The organism is Thermoproteus uzoniensis 768-20 (genome assembly GCF_000193375.1).
Classification (GTDB): domain Archaea; phylum Thermoproteota; class Thermoprotei; order Thermoproteales; family Thermoproteaceae; genus Thermoproteus; species Thermoproteus uzoniensis_A.
On record NC_015315.1, the window covers coordinates 1,084,475 to 1,103,851 of the forward strand.

At 61.5% G+C, this 19,377-nt stretch carries 23 protein-coding genes; 17 read left to right on the forward strand and 6 right to left on the reverse strand.

Going from position 1 to position 19,377, the window contains the following annotated elements; translation table 11 throughout:
• Positions 1–9: 9 nt before the first annotated feature.
• The gene (locus TUZN_RS06060) at positions 10–1,368 is read right to left on the reverse strand and encodes a ribonuclease FAU-1 family protein (RefSeq protein WP_013680073.1); all 1,359 of its coding nucleotides are present in this window, start codon (positions 1,366–1,368) and stop codon (positions 10–12) included.
• 70 nt (positions 1,369–1,438) lie between these two features.
• Between TUZN_RS06060 and surE the strand changes: the two genes are divergently transcribed.
• Both surE and TUZN_RS06070 read left to right on the forward strand, forming a co-directional pair.
• A complete protein-coding gene (gene surE / locus TUZN_RS06065; RefSeq protein ID WP_013680074.1) occupies positions 1,439–2,182 on the forward strand; it encodes a 5'/3'-nucleotidase SurE in 744 nt (247 codons plus the stop codon).
• Between the two features lie 5 nt (positions 2,183–2,187).
• The gene (locus tag TUZN_RS06070) at positions 2,188–3,408 is read left to right on the forward strand and encodes an MFS transporter (protein WP_013680075.1); all 1,221 of its coding nucleotides are present in this window, start codon (positions 2,188–2,190) and stop codon (positions 3,406–3,408) included.
• Here TUZN_RS06070 and TUZN_RS06075 read toward each other — a convergent pair.
• Positions 3,376–4,218 (reverse strand): SagB/ThcOx family dehydrogenase, encoded by an 843-nt coding sequence (locus TUZN_RS06075; protein ID WP_013680076.1) that lies wholly within the window; start codon positions 4,216–4,218, stop codon positions 3,376–3,378. The two genes, TUZN_RS06070 and TUZN_RS06075, sit on opposite strands and share 33 nt — an antisense overlap.
• Before the next feature lie 8 nt (positions 4,219–4,226).
• Between TUZN_RS06075 and TUZN_RS06080 the strand changes: the two genes are divergently transcribed.
• From TUZN_RS06080 to TUZN_RS06090, 3 genes are all read left to right on the forward strand, one after another.
• Positions 4,227–4,538 (forward strand): hypothetical protein, encoded by a 312-nt coding sequence (locus TUZN_RS06080; protein ID WP_013680077.1) that lies wholly within the window; start codon positions 4,227–4,229, stop codon positions 4,536–4,538.
• A 39-nt stretch (positions 4,539–4,577) separates the two neighbouring features.
• Complete coding sequence (locus tag TUZN_RS06085; RefSeq protein WP_013680078.1) at positions 4,578–5,750, forward strand: fucose isomerase; 1,173 nt, start codon at positions 4,578–4,580, stop codon at positions 5,748–5,750.
• A gap of 78 nt (positions 5,751–5,828) precedes the next feature.
• Positions 5,829–6,224: a hypothetical protein gene (locus TUZN_RS06090; protein ID WP_148678606.1), complete on the forward strand. Its 396-nt coding sequence runs from the start codon at positions 5,829–5,831 to the stop codon at positions 6,222–6,224.
• Here the strand turns inward: TUZN_RS06090 and TUZN_RS06095 are convergent.
• Positions 6,221–6,490, reverse strand: a complete 270-nt coding sequence (locus TUZN_RS06095) for a hypothetical protein (protein ID WP_013680080.1) — start codon at positions 6,488–6,490, stop codon at positions 6,221–6,223. The genes TUZN_RS06090 and TUZN_RS06095 overlap by 4 nt on opposite strands.
• A gap of 24 nt (positions 6,491–6,514) precedes the next feature.
• On the opposite strand from TUZN_RS06095, the gene TUZN_RS06100 reads away from it, so the two are divergent.
• The 7 genes from TUZN_RS06100 to TUZN_RS06130 are packed head-to-tail and all read left to right on the forward strand — an operon-like array spanning position 6,515 to position 11,850.
• On the forward strand, positions 6,515–7,072 hold the full coding sequence (locus TUZN_RS06100; protein ID WP_013680081.1) for a hypothetical protein: 558 nt from the start codon (positions 6,515–6,517) through the stop codon (positions 7,070–7,072).
• Positions 7,073–7,101: 29 nt separating this feature from the next.
• Complete coding sequence (locus TUZN_RS06105; RefSeq protein WP_148678607.1) at positions 7,102–8,898, forward strand: carbon starvation CstA family protein; 1,797 nt, start codon at positions 7,102–7,104, stop codon at positions 8,896–8,898.
• A gap of 32 nt (positions 8,899–8,930) precedes the next feature.
• Positions 8,931–9,179, forward strand: coding sequence for a DUF7990 family protein (locus TUZN_RS06110; protein WP_013680083.1), 249 nt, complete (start codon positions 8,931–8,933; stop codon positions 9,177–9,179).
• Positions 9,176–10,177 (forward strand): ArsA family ATPase, encoded by a 1,002-nt coding sequence (locus tag TUZN_RS06115; protein WP_013680084.1) that lies wholly within the window; start codon positions 9,176–9,178, stop codon positions 10,175–10,177. The genes TUZN_RS06110 and TUZN_RS06115 overlap by 4 nt, the downstream gene beginning before the upstream one ends.
• Entirely contained in the window at positions 10,174–11,151 is a 978-nt protein-coding gene (locus tag TUZN_RS06120; protein WP_013680085.1) for an ArsA family ATPase, read from the forward strand. The genes TUZN_RS06115 and TUZN_RS06120 overlap by 4 nt, the downstream gene beginning before the upstream one ends.
• On the forward strand, positions 11,148–11,411 hold the full coding sequence (locus TUZN_RS06125; protein ID WP_013680086.1) for a DUF7990 family protein: 264 nt from the start codon (positions 11,148–11,150) through the stop codon (positions 11,409–11,411). Before TUZN_RS06120 ends, TUZN_RS06125 begins: the two co-directional genes overlap by 4 nt.
• A complete protein-coding gene (locus tag TUZN_RS06130; protein ID WP_013680087.1) occupies positions 11,401–11,850 on the forward strand; it encodes a hypothetical protein in 450 nt (149 codons plus the stop codon). The genes TUZN_RS06125 and TUZN_RS06130 overlap by 11 nt, the downstream gene beginning before the upstream one ends.
• Here TUZN_RS06130 and TUZN_RS06135 read toward each other — a convergent pair.
• Together TUZN_RS06135 and TUZN_RS06140 are read right to left on the reverse strand one after the other, a co-directional pair.
• The gene (locus TUZN_RS06135) at positions 11,847–12,704 is read right to left on the reverse strand and encodes a methyltransferase domain-containing protein (RefSeq protein WP_013680088.1); all 858 of its coding nucleotides are present in this window, start codon (positions 12,702–12,704) and stop codon (positions 11,847–11,849) included. The two genes, TUZN_RS06130 and TUZN_RS06135, sit on opposite strands and share 4 nt — an antisense overlap.
• Before the next feature lie 3 nt (positions 12,705–12,707).
• Positions 12,708–13,037 carry a hypothetical protein gene (locus TUZN_RS06140; RefSeq protein WP_013680089.1) on the reverse strand — a complete coding sequence of 110 codons (330 nt, stop codon included), beginning with the start codon at positions 13,035–13,037 and terminating at the stop codon, positions 12,708–12,710.
• A gap of 32 nt (positions 13,038–13,069) precedes the next feature.
• Here TUZN_RS06140 and TUZN_RS06145 point away from each other — a divergent pair, with 32 nt between their 5' ends.
• Positions 13,070–14,215: a radical SAM/SPASM domain-containing protein gene (locus tag TUZN_RS06145; protein ID WP_013680090.1), complete on the forward strand. Its 1,146-nt coding sequence runs from the start codon at positions 13,070–13,072 to the stop codon at positions 14,213–14,215.
• A gap of 47 nt (positions 14,216–14,262) precedes the next feature.
• A complete protein-coding gene (locus tag TUZN_RS06150) occupies positions 14,263–15,447 on the forward strand; it encodes an MFS transporter (RefSeq protein ID WP_237698197.1) in 1,185 nt (394 codons plus the stop codon).
• Here the strand turns inward: TUZN_RS06150 and TUZN_RS06155 are convergent.
• Positions 15,418–16,449, reverse strand: a complete 1,032-nt coding sequence (locus TUZN_RS06155; protein ID WP_013680092.1) for a M20/M25/M40 family metallo-hydrolase — start codon at positions 16,447–16,449, stop codon at positions 15,418–15,420. The two genes, TUZN_RS06150 and TUZN_RS06155, sit on opposite strands and share 30 nt — an antisense overlap.
• Before the next feature lie 340 nt (positions 16,450–16,789).
• Here TUZN_RS06155 and TUZN_RS06160 point away from each other — a divergent pair, with 340 nt between their 5' ends.
• The 3 genes from TUZN_RS06160 (at position 16,790) to TUZN_RS06170 (ending at position 19,229) form a co-directional block, all read left to right on the forward strand.
• A complete protein-coding gene (locus TUZN_RS06160; protein ID WP_013680093.1) occupies positions 16,790–17,776 on the forward strand; it encodes an ATP-binding protein in 987 nt (328 codons plus the stop codon).
• Entirely contained in the window at positions 17,754–18,311 is a 558-nt protein-coding gene (locus tag TUZN_RS06165) for a hypothetical protein (RefSeq protein WP_013680094.1), read from the forward strand. The genes TUZN_RS06160 and TUZN_RS06165 overlap by 23 nt, the downstream gene beginning before the upstream one ends.
• Positions 18,312–18,962: 651 nt before the next feature.
• Positions 18,963–19,229, forward strand: a complete 267-nt coding sequence (locus TUZN_RS06170) for a hypothetical protein (RefSeq protein ID WP_013680095.1) — start codon at positions 18,963–18,965, stop codon at positions 19,227–19,229.
• Positions 19,230–19,377 lie beyond the last annotated feature (148 nt).

Here is a 19,377-nt window from a genome sequence, read left to right on the forward strand (position 1 = left end):
TAGCGGCTTTCAACTACGGTCGGGGGCCTCCCGCCCTATCCCGTCCTCCGTGCAGACGAGCTTGCCCTCTGGGATCAGCCTCTCGGGGTTTCTGTATCGGCGGGGGAAGTACTCGGAGTACGCCGCGGCCTCCTCGAGGTCTAGGACCCGCTCGCCTTCTGCGGATACGGCCTTGTCCACGAGCAGATCCACGTAGATCACCCTACGGCCTATCTCGGCCGGGCTGTTTATGTTTATGTAGGAGCCGACGAGCTTCCCAGACGCGTCGTAGTAGCTGTGGACCACGTAGGTCGAGCCGGGCGCAACGCAAGTCAAGGCGTAGAACCCCCTCTCTATCCTGACCCCTATCCCGTCCAACACGCCGCCGGGCCTCAACTCCCTCCGCACGACCAAAACGCCGTTCTTGAAGCCGAGCGACTTGCCGCGCATGGCTATCACGTCGCCCCAAGGCTTCACGTGGAGTATCGCGACGTCGCCCCTCGCCAGATACTCGGCGGCCCGCTCGTACACGTCGGCGCCGGCGTAGTCCAGCAGGTCGAGGCACTTCCCCAGCCCCTGAGCCCTCAAGGCGTGGTGGCCTCTAATAGTCGGCGCGACCGACGACCTGGCCTCGTCGAGCCGCCTCTTGGCCTCTGAGTCGAACAACACGACGTAGAGGCAGTCGCCCTGCCTCACGACCTCCCCCTCCCTCCAGCTCCCCGAAGACAGCCTCACGAGCTCCTCGTAGAGGGCTCTGGCCTCCTCCAGGAGGGCGTCCTCGCTGGCGAAACGCGCCGACGACTTGAACCTCACGCCGAGGCCTTGCGCGAGCCGCCTCAGCTTGCCGTCTGCCAAAATGCCGAGCCTCAGCCTGTCCTCGGGGCCTATGAACCGGCTGTACTTGACCCCGCCTACGGTGTCCAGCTCGAGGTAGCGGCCGGCCACAAAGAGCTCCGGCACGGCCACGCCTCGCCTAGGCCCTATGGGCGGCCTCAAGACCGTGAAAAGCCTCGGCGAGGGGTACACCACATATCTGCCCGGTATCTCGGCCACCCCGCCGCCCGGCGTCTTGACGTAGCGCCTGCCCCCCTCCTCGTAGGGAACCCCGACGAATACCTCCTTGACGCCGTCTTTGGCCTTGGCCACGAAGGGGTCCAGCTCCTCCCTCAACCGGCCGACGAGGGCGTCGGCCGCATCGCAACGGCCCAACACGACGACGCCCGACCTGCTCTCGTGGTCCTTGACGGTCACGTCGGGAGGGCTTAGATCAGGCGCCAGCCCGAACCTCTCCGCTATGGCCTCCGTGGGCTGTACTATGGAGAACCCCCAGTCCAGCGCCAGCTTCGTCAACGCGGTGGCGAAGATCCCCCTTATCCTCGCCTTGAACACTACCGTCGGTGCGGCTCGGTTAATAACTATAATGGCGTAATGGAGAAATAGGGGTGGGGAGAGGCGCCTTGTGAAGATAGTAGTCACGAACGACGACGGTCCGCACACCCCGGTCCTCGAGCCTCTGGTGAAGGCCCTCGAGGAGAGAGGCCACGCTGTAGTAGTGGTGGTGCCCGAGAGGCAGAGGAGCGCCACAGGCCTCGCGAGGACCTACCACAAGCCGCTGAGGGCTAGGAAGGTCGGCGGATATTACTTGGTCAACGGGTTCCCCACAGACGCTGTGTTCCTGGCGCTGAACCTCATAGCGCCCGACGCCGAGCTGGTCGTGAGCGGCGTCAACATAGGCGAGAACATAGGCTTCGAGTCGACCTACGGGAGCGGGACGGTCGCCGCGGCGATCCAGGCGGGGGTTCTCGGCCGCGCGGGCCTCGCCGTGTCTATGGAGCCGGGCGCGGATCTAGGCAAGGCCTTGTCTCTGCTCTCGGCGTTTGTGGAGGCGCTGGACGGATACCGCCGCGACGGCTTGCTTGCCGTCTCCGTCAACGTGCCGGAGGGCTGGAGCGGGAAGCTGGCCAGCCCGCGGTCGCTGGCCGTGGGCCTCTACGCCGAGAGGCTCTACAAGTTCGTGGACCCCAGAGGGGAGGAGTTCTACTGGCGTTGGGGCCCCAGGAGGGAGGAGTTCCCCAGAGATACGGACGCCTACGCCTTCTACGCCGAGAGGGCGGCCACGGCCGTGGGCATATGCGCCGACGGCGTCTGCCAAGTCGAGGATCTGGTCAGGCGGACGGCGGAGGTCATGAACGGCGGCCGTTAGCGGCCATGAGCTGGCTGAGGGGAAACGTCGGCGTCATGATAATCTCCTGGTTCCTGTTCGCCATATCGTCGGCTCTGACGTTCCCCTACCTCTCGATGTATATGCATCTGCTGGGCGCCTCCGACGTGGATATAGGCGTGGCGACGGCCCTCGGCTCGTTGGCCAACATGCTCGCGGTGTTGCCCGGCGGCGTCTTGACCGACGTCATAGGCAGGCGCAGGTCCATAATAATAGGCACTTGGGGGATAACGGCCACGCAGTTTCTGTACGCCGCAGTGACGGACTGGCGCATGTTCGTCGCGGTTTACGTGGTCGACTCGGCCATGCACTTCTACCAGCCGGCGCTGACGGCCATACTCTTGGACTCGCTCCCTCCCGAGCGGAGGGGCGGCGGCATGATGCTGACCGCCATATTGCCCCAAGTGCCGTGGCTCTTCCTGCCGCCAGTGGGGGGATATCTGCTTGACGTTATGGGGCCCGCCGGCATGAGGATATCGTTCCTAATCTCCGGCGCCGTGTCGGCCGCGGTGGCCCTCTTCAGGATGAGGGCCTTGAGGGAGACCGTGCCCGTGCGCGAGATCCCCCCGAGGGACGTGCCCAAGATGGTCGCCCAGTCGCTCGCCTTCTGGAAGGGCTTGGGGGCTCTGGACGGGCTCGTGATATACGTGCTCGTGCTCGGGCTTATAGTCAACGCGGCGGCGGTGCCTCTGCAGAGGTTCGGCGTCCTCTACGCGACGGAGGTGCTCGGCCTCGACAACGCCGCCTGGGGGGCTATCCAGAGCGCCGCGACGGGCATAGCCATGGCCTTCGGCCTAGTGATGACGCCAGTCATAGACAGAGCTCCTAGAGCCACCGCCATGTTCTCTGGGCTCATGCTCACCGCGGCCGGCTTCATGACGGCGGGTTTGTGGAGGCACAAAGTCGCCGTGGCTCTCGCCGCCCTCACCTCGGGGGTCGGCTCCGAGATGGTGGTCGCCGTGAGGCGCGCCGTTATAGGGGACAGAGTCGCGCAGACGAGCAGAGGAAGGGCCATGGGCGCCTCTCTGGCCTTGGAATATCTAGGCTCCGTGGTGGGCGGCCTCGTGGGCGGATATCTGTACTCGATTTCGCCTAATTTGTCCTTCCTCCTCTCGGCCCTCGCAGTCTTCGCGTCCTCTCTCTACCTCGCGCCGTATTTCCTAAGGGATCTGGGCCTATGGGGCGAGGGGGATAGATCTGTTCCTTGAGTAGTACTCGGCGAGCTCCTCCCGGCTGATCCGGTACAGCCTCGCGACTCTCCCCACAGGCATTATATACAGCGGGGTCTCCCCGTCGGGGAGCCCCAGAACCTCCCTCACCCCGTCGTCGTCGAAAGCCCCCACCGCCACGGTCCCCAGCCCCAGAGCCGTGGCCTGGAGGTAGACGTTCTGGCCCAGATGGCCGAGATCCATGTGCACGTACCTCACCCGGCCCCTCTCGCCGTACACCCTCGCCGTCTTCTCGTATTGGGCCGTCACGACCAAGGAGACGGGGGCCTCGAGGACCCAGATCTGGCGCAGGGCCGCCTCGTACAGCCCCCTCCTCACATCCCCGCCTTTGAGGAGGATTATCGAGTGTCTGTGCGGCAGATATCTGTACACGCCCGCCCCGAGCGCGCCTCCGTCCCCCAATACTCCTCCCTCGCCGACGACGACGTAGACGTTCAGCGGATATATGGCGCCTGCGCTGGGCGCGGTCCTCAAGCCCCATTTGGTCTCAGATATGCCGTAGGCGGCCCACAAGATCTGGGACAGCTCCGACAGAGTTATGGGGCTTTTCAGATACTTCCTCACCGACCTCCTCCTCGACAAGGCCTCCTCGACCGACATGGCCCCGCTCAGGCTGGGGATCGGCAGGAAGATCTCGCCGACAGCCGCCTTGCCGGCGCCTCCGCCCTTCCGGACCCCCGCCGCAGTTAGCGACAAGGCGCCTAGAGCCCCAGCGGCTACTACGAGGGAGGCTATCAGCCTATACAACGGGCTTAACAGCACCAGCATCAAGATATTTCTCCTGTTCACAGATATATATGGGGCTCAATAAAAATCTCATCTACCTAGCGTTGACAGACCTCACGTCGGCTCTGCTGGCCGCCTTGGGATTAATGGCGGTGCTGACTGGCTACTGTGCGGCCAAGCCCTACGCCTTCCCTATACCGTACGCCGTCTGCGCAAGGCTACACCTAGACCTATTGCCCATGTTATTGACGATAGCCGGCTCTCTACACGCCATCGCCGGGTTCTCTCTATGGGCTCTGCGCGTGAGGAAGGGAGCCGATATATACGTGTGGGCTATCGGCATCGCCGCGACTGGTTATCTAGTATACGTTTCGTTCTTGTAGCGGATCTAAACCTTTTTATTCCCGCCTACGACGGATACCGTGGAGGTATTCCTAGCCGTGGCCGCCTCCCGCGACGTGGCCGAAGACGTCAGGAGGTCCTACTACGAGGATTTCAAGACGCAGTTGGCCGGCCTAGGCCTATCGCTGAGGCCCGACTCCGACGTAGCTATAATAGTTGTAGTGACTGGAGGAGCCGAGAACGAGATCTTGGCGTCGGCGAGGCAGTACAACGTGATACTGGCGTGGCCCCACTACAACTCGTTGCCCTCGGCGCTGGAGGCGTCCGCCGCCTTGAGGGACTCGGGGAGGTACGCCAAGGTGATAACGATGTCGGGGCCGGACCAACGGCTCGACGAGAGAGTCGTCAGAGCGTTGAGGCTTATCGACCTCATTAAGTCGGGCACCCCCCGCTTCGGCCTAGTGGGCGCGCCCAACCCCTGGCTGGTCTCCAGCAACATGACGTTGGTGACGGTCGACCAGATCCCCCTAGAGGAGAGCCTCTCGGGGCTCGACGCAAGATCCGGCCTGGAGGACGCCAGGAGGCTCGCGGCCGGCGCCAGCTCCAGCGAGTTCTCCGACGTCCAGCTCGCGCCCATGGCCGCATACGCCAAGAGGCTGGCGGAGCTGGCGAAAAAGAGGGGGTGGGACGGGCTGACCCTCGGCTGTTGGTGTTTCGACAGGGAGGCAGTGCGCAGGCTGGGCTGGACCCCCTGCATCTCGCTGGCTCTTCTGAACCAGATGGGCGTCCCCGCGGCCTGCGAGGGCGATCTGAGGGCGTTGTACTCCATGTATGTGTTGTCGCGCCTCTCGGGCGGGCCTGCCTGGATGGGCAACGTCAACGTGGCCGAGGGCGACCTATTGGTCTTGACCCACGACGGGGCCCCGCCCATGATGGCGGAGGAGTACTCCATCGTGGGGAGGATGCTCACCAAGGCCCCTGCGGCTATAAGGGCCAAGTTCCCGTCGGGAGCCGCGGCCACCTTGTTGAGAGTCTCGGCAGATCTCAAGAAGGCCCTACTGCTCAAAGCCGTCACGGTCGAGGCCGATAGAGTGGAGGCTTGCAACAGCCAAGTGGGCTTCAAGCTCTTGGCGGGCTCGGCCAAGGACATATACGAGGCCGGGCTCGGCAACCACCTCGCCTTCGTCCTCGACGACGTCTACGAAGAGGCTAAAGAATATTTGACACATATAGGGGCTAGGGTAGTGCCGTGATGAGTCCTTCCGCTAGGGACTCGGTGGCCGCGCCTAAAAATACTGACCGGGCGCGTTAGCTCTATGCTAGACGGCTCTATGCTCGGTCTAGCCGTCTGGGCCCTCTTGTGGCTCCTCGCGCTCTGGGGCTCCCTCACTCTGCTCAAGGGCAGGCCGGTGAACCCCCTCCTGGTCCTCCTCGCCGCGGTGCTGGCGCCTATACTCTTCGTGCTGGGCGCGGCGGCCGGCCTATTCGTATCCGTCGTGTTGGCCGCCGTATTCCCTCCACTTCTCCTCCTCGCCGTCCCCGCGGCGTTTCTCCTAGGCGTTTTGCTGGCCCTCGGAGCGATATCGGCGTTGACGGGCGTAGGCCTATTGAGGGCCCTCGCCGCCGTGTTGCTGGCGACGTTGATAACCGCCCTCGCCTCATACCTCATATGGCACACCGCAATCCCGCCGCAGATACCCAGGCCGGCGCCTCTGAGGCCTTTCTAGACGCATTCGAAGGCGACCGCCCTCCTCAAGAGCCTGAACACGAGACAGCGCTCCTCGACGCCCGCGCACCTCCCCCTACAGCGCACCTCGTCGCCCTCCACTAGGCACTCGACCTCGTACTCGCCGAGGCCGGCGTCCATATACTTAGACCCGACGCCGTAAGCCACCGCGGCGGCCAACAGCTCTATCGGGGAGAAGCCCTCGGGGACCTTCTTGCCGTCCACGAACAAGCCCTCCCGCGAGAACTTCGCCGAGATGAGCCTCATATAATTAAAGACAGCCCGTTTTTTATGGATCTGCCGACAATTGTGATCCTTCTCGCCGTATTCATCGGGGCCTGGTACAGCCTCGCCACGGTCATCGGACGCCGGATCAACGCGAAGGCCGCAAGGAGTTGCGGTCCGTGCAAGGCGCACCGCTACCTCGCCACCGGCACCTCCTATCTGGCCGAGATGGAGTGCGAATGGGCTAAGTACGTCGGGGTCTTCGTGCAGAGGCTTCCCTGGGACAATCCGTTTAACCTAGCCGCGAGCCTTCTAGCCCGGCGGAAGCCCGTCGCGGTGGTGAAGGTAGACCTCGGCGTCCGTCTGCCTTGGCAACTCGACATGTCGAGCAAGGGGGCTCTCGGCCCAGCTGAGAGAGTCGGCAGATGCTACGTGGTCGGGCGGTCGTACCCCAAGGCGCTTGTCGCCGAGCTGGCCGAGGCCTGCGCGAGGCTCGGCGTGGCGAGGATCGTGGTGGGCGGAGGCCCCCCGCTCCAAATATATATAGCCTCCGACAACTGCACTTCCGCTATACAAATATCGAAAACTATCATTGAGATTTTAGAGAAATATATAAAGAAGTAATGCTTAAAAATAGGATTAGGAATTGCTATATGGGCTTCTTCGACACGCCGGCCCCCTATATATTGGCAGGGTTGGTACTATATTTTATTACTTATATGACCTACTCCAAATACATAGACCGCAAGATCTGGAACGCCGACCCCAACAGGCCGACCCCGGCCAAGATGTACTTCGACGGCGTCGAGTACTTCCCCGTCTCTAAATACGTGCTGTTCGGATACCAGTTCAAGTCCGTGGCGGCGCTCGGCCCAATAGTGGGCCCGCTTACGGCTGTGCTCTTCTACGGCTGGATCCCGGCGTTGCTCTGGGTCATCTTCGGCAATATGTTCATCGGCTGGGTACAAGACTACTCGGCCATGATGATGTCTATCAGAAGCGAGGGGCGGTCGATGGGCCCCATAACGTACAAGCTGTTGGGCGGAAGGGCCAGGACCATACTCCTGGTGTATCTAATATTCTACTTGATAATAATCACCGCCGTGTTCGAGTGGGTGATCATCGACGTCTTGAACAGAGTCCCCGGCACCTTCACTGCGGTGTTGTTCGTCTTGCTTGGCGGCGTCCTCTTCGGGCAGATGGTCTTCAGGATGAGGATGGACGTGTTGAAGGCGACCTTAATAGCCTTGTTGATAGTCCTCGTCGGGTACTTCACCGTGACCTTTGTGCCGGCGGTGCGCAACCCGCCCACCAACTTCCTGGACAGCCCGGCCTACCTCTCCAAGTTCCCATCTATAGGCGGAGCGAAGCCCGAGACCCTCACTTGGCCGGGCACCATGACGGTGCTCTTCTGGCTCGTAATCCTGTCGATAATATACTTCGTGGCGGCCGTCACTGTAATGCCCAAGTTCCTACTGCCCACAGTCTACGTCGGGTACCTCCCGTCTATAATAGCGCTGGTCCTGGTCCTAATAGCCGCAATAGCCACGCCGCTCACGGGCATAACGATACAGCAGACCCCCATGAAGGCCCTCTACGTAGATCCGCTAGCCAATCCGCAGGGAGGCCCCATATGGCCGATACTCTTCGTAACGATAGCTTGCGGCGCGATATCGGGCTGGCACAGCTTAATCTCCTCGGGCCTCACCTCGAAGCAACTTGAGTACGAGACCGACGCGCTTCCGGTCGGCGGCGGCGCTATGATGACTGAGGGCGCGGTGGCCCTCTCCTCCATAGCTGCCATAATGGCTCTTGCGGCTCCGCCGGCCGGCGCGGCGGCTTACGTCCAGGGCGCCACGAAGCTGACCACAAGCCTATTGCACGTGCCGCCGGTCTTTATGAGCATACTATACGGCATCTTCATCACCGTCATGGGCCTAATTACGTCCATGCTCTTCGTGAGGGTGTTCAGAATGGTTATGGCGGACCTCTTCGAGGGCTCTCCTCTCGGCAACAAGTACATCTCGACGTTGATAATACTCGTGATCGCCGGTTTCTTGGCCTTCGTAGGCTCTTGGACAAACCTTTGGATATTCTTCGGAGGCACCAACCAGCTGTTGGCAGGGCTCGCGCTCTTGCTGGTGGCCATATTCTTGACGAGCCAGAAAAGGCCCTCTGCGTACGTCTTCGTGCCCGGCATCTTCATGGCGATAACGACCCTCGCCGCACTCGCCTGGGAGACGTACGTCTACGGCCTCTACGCCTGGCTCAACAAGCCAATAGGGGTCCAGATAGCGGCCGCCATACTTTACGGCAACTGGGTGGTGAGCGTCTCCAACTTCATCTCGGCGGCCTTCGGCGCGTTGCTCTTGGTCCTCGGAATTATAATGACATACTACTTAATTTCAGGTTGGATTAAATATAGGAAAGAGGCGTCTGCCGGCAAATAGTCATCTTTATAAACACCTACACCCTTTTTCTCATGGGAATTCTAAGCAGAATTAAGGAGGTCATAGAGGGGATGGCCGTCCACGGACAAGCCACGTCCATACTCCGCATAAAGGCGCAGATAGACAACCTCTTCATGATAATCACCCTCGGCGATATGTTGGGCATACCTCTACTCCCGCCGTACTACTCCCTTAGGCTTCTGCCCTACATGTACCCCAACATACAGACCTGGAAGATGTACATGTTGAGGGAGAGGGACGTAACCGACAGGATAGCATGATAGGCCTCAAGGGGCTCCTCGAGAGGAAGCCGAGGCTCAAAGTCCTAATCTACGCCGGCAAGGGAGGCCTCGGCAAGACGACGCTCAGCGCCGCGACGTCCCTGTTGCTGTCCCAGAACAAGAAGGTGCTCGTCTTCAGCACAGACCCCCAGGCCTCGCTCAGCGACGTGTTCGAGCGGGACGTCTTCGGCAAGGGCGAGGTGAAGATAGCCGAAAACCTCTACGTCCTCGAGATAGACGCGGACAAGAGGATAAACGAGTACGTGGCCTCTATAAAGAAGAAGATAATAGACATGTATAGGCTGGATAAGCTTCCGCCCGACCTGGAGGAGTACATAGACAGCGCCGCGGCCGAGCCGGCCATGTACGAGAGCGCCGTCTACGACGCCATGGTGGACGTCGTCGCCGAGGGCAAATACGACTACTACATCTTCGACATGCCCCCCTTTGGACACGGGATTAGGATGATAGCCATGGCCGACGTGTTGAGCCAGTGGGTCGAGAAGATAACGGAGCTGAGGAAACAGGCGTACGAGTACGGCAGAGTCGCCGCCTCGCTGAAGCGGGCCAAGCTGACATACGAGGACGAGATCCTCAAGGAGCTCCAGTACATTAGGGACAGGATAGTGGCCTTCCGCAACATAATAACGGATAGGGAGACGGCCGCGTTGATGGTCGTCGTCACGCCCGAGAGGATGAGCATACTGGACACCGAGAAGGCCATCGAGATGTTCTCCTCTCTGGGGCTCGAGGTGACGGGCATTGTGGTGAACCAGGTCTATCCGCCGGAGCTCGCCAAGAACCCCGACACGCCCGAGTACATAAGGAACAGGGTGGAGGAGCAGAGGAAGTACATGGACGAGATAAGGAAGAAGTTCGGCGACTTGGTCGTGTCGGTTGTGCCTATGCTGAACAGAGAGCCCAAGGGGCTTGAGGCGCTGTCGTTGGTCGCCAGGGAGCTGTGGTCGCCGAGCAGATCCATCGAGGAGTACGTATGAAGGCGCTCCTGGATACAAAGACCAAGTACTTCTTCTTCGGCGGCAAGGGAGGCGTCGGGAAGACGGTGGTCTCGGCGGCGGTGGCGCTCTACTACGCCGAGAGGGGCGAGAGGACCTTGCTGGCCAGCTTCAACCCAGTTCACTCCCTCTCGTCGTTGTTCGGCCAAAACCTGAGCGGGGGCGCTATAAAGCCTGTGGCCGGTGTGGACAACCTCTACGCCGTCGAGGTCGAGATAGGCGACGTCGTCGAGAAGTATAAGGAGAGGGTGGCCTCGTTGCTGAGGGAGATATTCAAGTGGGCGGAGCTCCCGGTGGATACCAGGCCGCTGGTGGAGATAGCGACGACTAACCCGTCCTTCCACGAGGCCGCCGCCTTCGACAAGATGATGGACGTGGTGCTCAACGAAGGGCGGAACTACTCGCGCATAATATTCGATATGGCCGCCGTTGCCAACGCGGTTAGGCTGATAGGCCTCTCCAAGCTCTACGGGCTGTGGCTCCAGAGGACTATAAAGATGAGGCAGGAGGCCCTGTCTCTGAAGTACCAGCTGTCGTTCCGCAAGGAGAAGGTCCTCGAGGAGATAAAGAAGGACCCGGTGTTGAACGACCTCATCTCTCTACAGGAGCGGTACGCCAAGGTCAGGGAGATTCTGAGGGATCCACAACAGACCAGGTTCGTCTTCGTCACGATACCGACCGTTCTGTCCATATCTGTGGTGAAGAGGTTCATCGACATGGTCAAGGCCTACGAGATACCCATAGGCGGGGTCGTGGTCAACATGGTGATACCGCCGGAGGAGATGGAGAGGGATAAGACCGGCTTCCTGAAGTCGAAGGGCGAGGAGCAGGCCAGAAACCTCGCGTTGATAGACCAGTACTTCGGCGGCCTTGTCTTGAGCAGAGTTAGGCTGTTCCCCGAGGACATAGTAGGGCTTGATAGGCTGAGGCAGTTCGTCAAGGAGCTGGTCAAATGAGGCTGGGGCAGGCCATACGCGACTTCCTCTTCGGCGCCTTCCTCCTGGACCTCTACAGGGAGACCGCGAAGGCCCACAGACAGCTGTTGACGGTAACGGAGTTCTTAGTCTTCGGGGAGTTCGTGGGGGTGCCCCTCCTCTCGACGTACTATGCCTTGAGGCTTCTGCCGTATTTCGTCGGCGACCTCTACGACTTCAAGAGGGAGATCATGAAGGATAGAGACGTCATGGAGGAGATCTCGGAGGTCGATGTCCACTGAGGACTACTCCTGGCACACCATAGCGGTGGGCAACAGCATCCTCGGCGTCTACAACTTCGTGGTGTTGGCGGCTCCGCCCGACTGGAAAGTGGTGGTGATGCCCATGGCGTCCGACGTCTTCTCCCACGTGACGAGAGACGGGGCCAAGTGGGTGAGAGACGGCGAGGTGAAGCACTTCGTCAAGGCCGGCTCTAAGTTCTACGAGCTGGAGATCAGGGTGCGGCCCGGCGACAGATTGAGCCGCGAGGGGTCTCCGGTCGAGTTCGGCGGCCACAAGGGGCTGTACAGAGTGGGCCGGGAGGGCTTGCTGAAGAAGAGCGACGTGCTGATCGTGGAGGTCTACTGCCCAGAGACCGATAGGACCATCTCCGTGAAGCTCAGGGGTAGCGGGGCGCCGCTCGAGATCTTGCGGTATTTAAAGTACAGCCGTTGCCACTAGGCCTTCTCCCACACGGCGAGGTAGTACGGCGTCTTCAGATAGAGCCTCGCCCGCGTGAAGCCGGCCGACGACAGCAGATCCTCGATCGAGCCCGACGTGAAGAAATTGGCGGCGCCGCTCCACAGAAACACCGCGGCTATGGAGGGCAACGAAGACGCGTCGACGTTGCCCACGACCAGCTTGCCGCCGGGCTTGAGCCTGTCGGCAAGACACCTCAACTCCTTGTAGGGGTTGGAGGACCAGTGGAGGCCGTCCACCAACGCGACAGCGTCGTAGACCGCCCTGACGGCGTAGCAGCCGTCCGGCGCTATCTCGACGTAGGGGAGGCCCGCCTCGGCGGCGTCCTCCGCCGCCTCCCTGCTCTTGTCGTAGCTGTATACGTATACGCCCAAGCCGATCAGCCCCTCGACTGCCGGGAACACCTCGCCTATATACGGCGCAAGCAACTTGCCGGCTACTGCCTTGCCCAACACGTCTACGTAGGCGTCGATGAAGAGGCGGTACCACTGGGACGTGACCGCGGAGATCCTCAAGAGATCTGCGACCTCGTCGAGCCTCTCCAGCGACCTCGTCACGGCCTCGTGGAACTCGACGTACTGGACCCCGAGGGGGGAGCTCAGCGCAGGTATCTTCACGCTCCCCCGCGGATTCCCCTTGGCGTCTACGCGCCCGCTTGCCAGCAGGATCTTGAAAAGCACATCGGCGCGTCTGCCCCCCTTCCCCCTCATATGGTCTGTCCACCACCTCAACGCGTATCCGACGCTCACGTCCACCACGTCTTTCGCGGAGCCTAACGGGGACAGCTTCCGTTGTAGTGCGAGGACTCTCTCGTCCTCCGAGAATAGATCGGCCACTGTCTACTTTCCGAGGGACAATTTAATCCTTTCAGCCAACGACCTCGGGTTCCTCACAGGCCCGCTGTGGATCAGCCTGCCGTTAACTATTACGAGCGGGACTCTGCCCGACCTATGCTTGATCATCAGATAGAGACCTCTTAGAGAGATCGGGCTGGTGAACCTGACGGGGACGTCGCCGAGCATGCCTAGGGCCGCCATCAACGCGGCCAGATCGTCTTGGGGCTCTTCGAGGAGGTCCTCGGTCAGATCTATCTTGAAGGCCTTGGCGACCTCGTCGCAAGTCCTGCAGATGCCCACCTTGGCGGGGACGAAGGCGACGACCTCCAACACGCATCGATTTAAACCGGAAATAAAAACAATTCGTGATACCCATAAGCGTGATGGTGGCCGGCGTCGGCACCACCTCTTTCAAGATAAAGGGGAGGTACGGCGTTGGGAGGCCCAGCGACTTCGCGGCGCCGTTGAGGCCGGCGGTTACTTGGAACATAACCAGGCGTTGCAACCTCAAGTGCCTGCACTGCTACGTCGACGCGGGGCCTAGAGATCCCGGCGAGCTGACGACGCAGGAGGCCATGGACGTGGTGGACCAGATGGCGGAGGTCGGGGTGCCCATGGTCATATTCTCGGGCGGGGAGCCCCTCCTTAGGGAGGACCTATTCGACGTGGCGGCCTACGCAGGGAGCAAGGGGATAAAGCTCGTGTTGTCAACCAACGGCACCTTGATAACTAGGGAGGTCGCGAGGAGGTTGAAGGACTTGGGGTTCTACTACGTTGGGATAAGCCTGGACTCAGTAGACGAGGGGTACCACGACGCGTTTAGGGGCGTCAAGGGCGCCTTCGCCGCGACGCTCGCCGGCATCAAGAACGCGGTGGAGGCCGGGCTGGACGTGGGCCTCCGCTTCACGGTCACGGCGAAGAACATAGAGGAGGCTCCGAGGTACATAGACTTCGCCGTATCTCTCGGCGTCAGGAGAATAACCTTCTACCACCTCTCTGCGGCGGGAAGGGCCCAGAAGATGGATAGGGGGTGGTACTACACGCCGGAGCAGTACGTCGTCTTCATCAACTCGTTAATAGAATACGCCAGGAGGTACGCCGGCAAGATAGAGATCGAGACGACGCTGGCGCCCTACGACGGGATATACATAGCTGAGTTCTTGGGAGGAGGCTCGGAGGAGTATCTGAAGTTCGTCGAGGCGGCTGGGGGGTGCGGCAGGAAGATGGTGTCTATATACCCCAACGGGGACGTGTACCCCTGCCAGTTCCTCGACTTCTACAAGCTGGGCAACGTGAGGGAGAGGAGGCTCCGCGAGATCCTCCGGCCCGAGGCCGTGGAGCCCTTCGTGAACACGGAGAGGTACCTCAGAGGCCCCAAATGCGGCGCCTGTAAGTTCAAGCAGTACTGCAAAGGCGGCGATAGGGCGAGGGCGTACTACCTCACAGGCGATATGTGGGGCGACGACCCGCTCTGCCCGATCCCGCACCTCGCGTATATCCATAAAAGCTGACACGAAAGGCGCGTGGAGTCTATAAAAACATGTGCGGGGCCTACGTCATGGCTAGAGAGAGGTCTATCGCCATAGCCTCCGCCTACCTCGGCTGGGTCATGGACGGCTACGACGCGCTCCTCGTCGTCCCGATACTGCCGCTCCTCGGATCTCTCTTCTTCCCCGGGCCGTACAGCTACCTAGGCGGCCTCTCGACGTTGGTGGCCACTCTAGTCATGCGCCCTCTAGGCTCTGTCGTGATGGGCTACGTCGGGGATTGGGCTGGCAGGAGGGTCGGGCTTATGGCGACTACCCTCGGCTACTCCCTCTCGGGCCTGGCCATCGCGCTCATGCCGCCGTACGAATCGGCGGGAGCGGCGGCGCCGATAGCTGTCTTGGTCCTCCGCGCTCTCCAAGGCGTGTTCCTTGGCGGCGAGTGGGGCCCCGGCACCTCCATGATCATGGAGTGGAGCGGCTGGAGAGGCGAGATATCGTCTGCCTTCGCCCAGACGGGCTATCCCCTAGGCGCGTTGGCCGCCAGCTTGGTTTACTCGGCGATGTCGGCCTCCATGGGCTCAGCGTTTGCGGCCTTCGGCTGGAGGATATACGTAGCGACAGGCGCGCTGGCGGCGGTCCTCGCCTTCATGCTTAGGCGGAGATCTGTGGAGTCCCCACTGTGGAGGAGGCCCAGGCGCAACCCCCTCGCGGCTCTCTTCCTGGAGAGCTCGGCCGACTTGGCCAAGGCTATAGCCATGACGACCGGGCTTTTCTTGACATACTACTCCACCTATCTGATATATTCCCAATATCTCAAATACGTGGGCCTTGCCGAGCTCACGCCGTTTGTGATGACGGCGTCGACCGCCGCGGCTGTGATCTCTGTATTCCTCGGGGGCGTGCTCGCCTTGGTGGTGGGGTATAGAGCCGTCTTCGTCGGGAGCCTTGCGGCCGCCCTCGCCTTTGCGCCGTACGCCCTCATGTTCAACCCCTCGGCGGCCTCGCTCGTGGCTTTGGCTTTCCTCGAGAACTTCGCCATGGGGCTCGTGCCCTTAGTGCTCGTGCGGAGGTTCGGCGTCGAGAAGAGGGCGACTGGCCTCGGCGTGGCCTACAACTGGGGGCTACTGATAGGCGGCTGGGCGCCTCTGCTAGTCGGCATCTTCGGCTCAATGCCGGTGGGCATGGTGTCCGTAATGGCTGTGGGCGTCGTCGTGGCGATCGCGGGGCTACTGGCCCTTGGATCCCCAACGCCCTAGCTCCTCCACCGCATGCCTCAAGGCCCTCGCCGCCGCCTCTACGTCTCTGACGCTCACCGCCTCCTCCTCTGTGTGGGCCAGTTTGGGATCGCCGGGGCCGAACGCCGCTATGTTCTTGGTCAGCGAGATCAACAGGTTGAAGTCGGCGGTGCCGTACTTTCTGCTGAGCTTGGGCTCGACGCCGATCTTCAGCAGGCCCCTCACCAAGGCCCTCGCGGCGGGGTTCGTGGGGCTCGCCTCCGCCGGGTCTACGCAGGATCTTACGCGGGCGGGGAGCCCCTTAAGGCGTTCCTCGAGCTCGGCGCAGTTGTGGCCCGGCGGTATTCTGACGTCCAGCACAGCGACGCACTCCACAGGCACCTTGTTCGGGGCGTCGCCGCACCTCACTACCGTCGGCGTCACGGTGAAGTCCTCGTATCTCTCCCCGTGCCCGAGCGCCTCCTTGGCCTTTACATATACGGCGTACAGCTCCTCGAAGGGATTGCCGTAGATAGGGCTGGAGGCGTGGCCTCCCTTGGTGCTCAGCCTCAGCTCCACCTTCCCGCCGCCTCTGTAGGCGTACGCCACGTGCAGGTCGGTGGGCTCCCCGACGTAGACGTAGTCCGGCCTGGGAGGCCCGCCTCTGAGGAGCTCCTCCGTGCCCGCGCTGTCGTCCTCCTCGGCGGTCACCAAGGCGAGTACTAAGGTGCCGGAGGGCTTCGCCGACGCGAACGCCCCGACGTACGCAACTAGGGGGCCCTTGTCGTCGACGGCGCCTCTACCCCTCACTACGTCGCCCTCATCCCTCACCTCGAGGGGCCCTACGACCGTGTCCATGTGGGCGTGGAGCCACGTGACGGGCGCCCCCTTGCCTCTCACCGCCACCACGTTGCCCGCTCCGTCTATCCAAGCCTCGTCGGCTATCTCCCTAACGACGCCGAGGAGGAATCTGGCCAGCTCGGCTTCGCCGTGCGACGGGCTATATATGGACAGCGCGCGCAACAACAAGCTCTTCAGATCCATAGAGGCCGCCAGACACCGGTTTATAAGGGTAGCCACAAACCCCGCCCTTCGGGGCGGGAGGAGGCCAGGGTCGCTGTGTGGTGTTAGAGGTGGATTGACTGCCAGGTGACGATTTTCTCCGTAGCCCTCCTGTATTAACCTATCCCGCCCTTTCTTGAGCCCCGCCCCTCGTGTGCACGGCCGCCGAGGCGCTTAAGCCTTCACAAGCCCGCTGGCGGATTCTCCGCTGGAAATTAGGGGGAGGCGTAGGGAGCTGTGGAGAAGACTTCGACGCCCGGCGCTGGCGGCAACCGGCGCGTCCGGCGGCATTATGTTTTTTTAAACAGAGGTACGGCCGGCAGTGGAGTTTAGGATCAGGGGGTATAGGTGTCTCGACGATTTCGTCATAGACGTCGAGGATCTGTTGGTGGTCTTGGGGCCTAATGGCTCTGGGAAGTCTTCCCTTCTTGAGGCCCTCTACCTGGCGGCCTCTGGCGGCGGGGCCTCTCCGCCGGGTCCCCAAACGCCCCTGAAAATTGTGTTGATGGCGCGGGGAGAGCCTTTCAGCCCAGACTTCGGCCGCGACCGCGCCGAGCTTAACGAGACCGTACTGTCTAGAGCCGAGTGCGCCCCGGGCGGCGACGCGGAGTTGGGCAAGCTACTGCAGGGAATCTCCATACAGCTTTTTTTCGGATGGCTGGCCAAGTTGTCCGGGCTACCGGTGTCGGAGTTCGCATACCGAGAGCTCGGTAGGCTTTACCTCTGCGGGCCGGACGGCGTCTCCGCCGCCGCGGTTTTCGCGAACTTCGTGGTGGACTGGCGCAAGGGCAACATCGGGGAGGCCCTGCTCGTGACGCCTAGGCTAGCCGCCGAGATGGACTACGTGGCGCCGCTCGTCGACAACATCGCTGTGGGGAACCCCGGCTGGTTTAGCCAAGTCCTAGGGCTTTTTGAGAAATACGGAGTGAGGGACGTAAGGAATATCAACGGCATACCCCACGTGGTGGGGAGGAGGATTCTGCCGATGAGCGCCGCGCCGGCAGGCCTTGCATACGCCCTAATAATATCCCTCGCCCTCGGCGGCGGCAAATTCGTCTTCATCGACGAGCCGGAGGCGCATATGCACCCCACGCTCATCGACACCGTGCGGGATGCGGTGGAGCGCGCCCTCGACGCGGGGAGGAAGGTGGTGGTGGCTACGCAGAGCATTGAGGTGGTGGACAAGCTGGCCTCAATCGGGAGGGGGCGGGTGTTGAGGATGCGCGATTGTAAGAAGCACGACGAGATAGAAATGCCGGAGGCCAGGAGGCGCCTCGACGAGCTTTATGAGGACCTCAGGTACTACTGACATCTGCATATATTTCGTAGAGGGGGACGACGACGAGAGGGCTCTCCTGGCTTGGTGCGGCTGGTCGCGGCCCGAGGCGCCGTTCGCGGGCGAGCTGTCGAGGAGGATCGGCGCAGTGGAGGAGCTGTTGGGCAAATACCGACGCATCACGGCGGGAGGGCGCTATCCGGTCAGGAAGTACGTCGCCGGCGGCAAGGCGGTCGTGGTGGTCAAGTTTGCGCAGATCTCAAACTGGAGAGGCGTGTTCCAGTTCGTCAGCGAGCGGAGGGAGAGGCTCAACGACTACGCGCGGTGCGTCACGATTGTTTTCGACTGCGACGCGCCCGCCGAGTCTTGCGCCAGGTTGAGGGACGGGGTCGAGACCTTAAATTGCGCCGACCCTCGGCAGTGCTGTGTCGGAGCCAGCGGCGTTGCTCTCCTATCCATATGCGACGGCGTCTCCCTCCTCTCCTTAGTGCCCAGACTTGAGGACTTGTCCGGCGTCGCGTGTAGCTGCGCCTGTTGCGAACACTGCGAGGGGAGACGCGGGCCTTAAGCTTGGCGCGCTCGGAGGGAGCACTTCGGTGCGCGGCAAGTCCTATAACTCTACGCCAACACCCCCTTGGCGTATTCTCCACGAGGTCCCCTCTAAGCGCCTGCGAGCCGGATGCCGAGAACAAGTAGGCAGACGACGATAAAGGCCGCCGATGAGGCTGAGGAGCGCAGCTTGAGGCCTCTTCTCGTATCGGCGTAATAGGAGCTCCAGAATCTGTCCAATACACGGCGCGGAGATGTCCTCCCCGACCGGCCCCAGGATAGGCCTCTGCCCGAGGGGGCGCTAGGTCAGCAGAGACATGGCCTCAGTCCTCAATATGCTTAGGAGGCCGAGGAGAGGCTGAAGGAGGAGTAAGCCGAGGCCGTAAGATAACCCCTATCTGCACTGTCAAGGCAGATTCTCCAGGCCGAAAGGCCCGCCGTGCTGGCCCGGGCCGGCCCATGACTCCGCCGGGCGAGAAAACTGTGAGCCCGGCAAGGGCGGAGGGCCCCGTGAGCCGCCCTCAGCCGAGAGGCGGGGGCCAGAACCTCTCCCACAGAGCCTAACCTGCATGTGTCCGAGCCGGCATGGCCCCTCTCCGTAATTTTTATATGTGGGATGTGTTCTCTCGGCGCTTCGCAAGTTATTTATTTTTAAAGGTAAAGTGGGGGCATGTCGGCGGTTGTGAGGACTTGGGTTGGGGAAGTGAGGATGGCTAGGGGGAAGTTGTTGGAGTTCTACAGCTCTCTGGACAGCAGCTATAGGGCTGTGCTGGACGTGAGGCTGGCTAGAGTCTTGGGGAAGACCTTCGAGGAAATAGCCCTAGAAAAACCCGACGAGATCTACCAAGCCCTATCCAAAGCCGTAGGAAAACACAACGCAGACGTATTCATGATAATGTACGCCAAGTGGCTACAGAGAAAGGCAATAGGCAACTGAGAAATCGGTTTTTGCGTAATAGCCCGTTAAGTTTATATATAGTCCCCAGCCCAGCCTATATGGACCTTGTGGGGAAAGCGGGGCCAACGGGGCGAGGGTACTCATACTATCTGAGAAGCCCGAGCTAGGCGAGAGGCTTCTCGCCAAG

Excerpts from the sequence above, each read along its gene's own strand:
- TUZN_RS06070 (WP_013680075.1), top strand. The coding sequence starts at position 2,188 with ATGAGCTGGCTGAGGGGAAACGTCGGCGTCATGATAATCTCCTGGTTC.
- TUZN_RS06080 (WP_013680077.1), top strand. The coding sequence starts at position 4,227 with ATGGGGCTCAATAAAAATCTCATCTACCTAGCGTTGACAGACCTCACG.
- TUZN_RS06090 (WP_148678606.1), top strand. The coding sequence starts at position 5,829 with ATGCTCGGTCTAGCCGTCTGGGCCCTCTTGTGGCTCCTCGCGCTCTGG.
- TUZN_RS06095 (WP_013680080.1), bottom strand. The coding sequence starts at position 6,490 with ATGAGGCTCATCTCGGCGAAGTTCTCGCGGGAGGGCTTGTTCGTGGAC.
- TUZN_RS06100 (WP_013680081.1), top strand. The coding sequence starts at position 6,515 with ATGGATCTGCCGACAATTGTGATCCTTCTCGCCGTATTCATCGGGGCC.
- TUZN_RS06105 (WP_148678607.1), top strand. The coding sequence starts at position 7,102 with ATGGGCTTCTTCGACACGCCGGCCCCCTATATATTGGCAGGGTTGGTA.
- TUZN_RS06110 (WP_013680083.1), top strand. The coding sequence starts at position 8,931 with ATGGGAATTCTAAGCAGAATTAAGGAGGTCATAGAGGGGATGGCCGTC.
- TUZN_RS06115 (WP_013680084.1), top strand. The coding sequence starts at position 9,176 with ATGATAGGCCTCAAGGGGCTCCTCGAGAGGAAGCCGAGGCTCAAAGTC.
- TUZN_RS06120 (WP_013680085.1), top strand. The coding sequence starts at position 10,174 with ATGAAGGCGCTCCTGGATACAAAGACCAAGTACTTCTTCTTCGGCGGC.
- TUZN_RS06125 (WP_013680086.1), top strand. The coding sequence starts at position 11,148 with ATGAGGCTGGGGCAGGCCATACGCGACTTCCTCTTCGGCGCCTTCCTC.
- TUZN_RS06130 (WP_013680087.1), top strand. The coding sequence starts at position 11,401 with ATGTCCACTGAGGACTACTCCTGGCACACCATAGCGGTGGGCAACAGC.
- TUZN_RS06150 (WP_237698197.1), top strand. The coding sequence starts at position 14,263 with ATGGCTAGAGAGAGGTCTATCGCCATAGCCTCCGCCTACCTCGGCTGG.
- TUZN_RS06155 (WP_013680092.1), bottom strand. The coding sequence starts at position 16,449 with ATGGATCTGAAGAGCTTGTTGTTGCGCGCGCTGTCCATATATAGCCCG.
- TUZN_RS06165 (WP_013680094.1), top strand. The coding sequence starts at position 17,754 with ATGAGGACCTCAGGTACTACTGACATCTGCATATATTTCGTAGAGGGG.
- TUZN_RS06170 (WP_013680095.1), top strand. The coding sequence starts at position 18,963 with ATGTCGGCGGTTGTGAGGACTTGGGTTGGGGAAGTGAGGATGGCTAGG.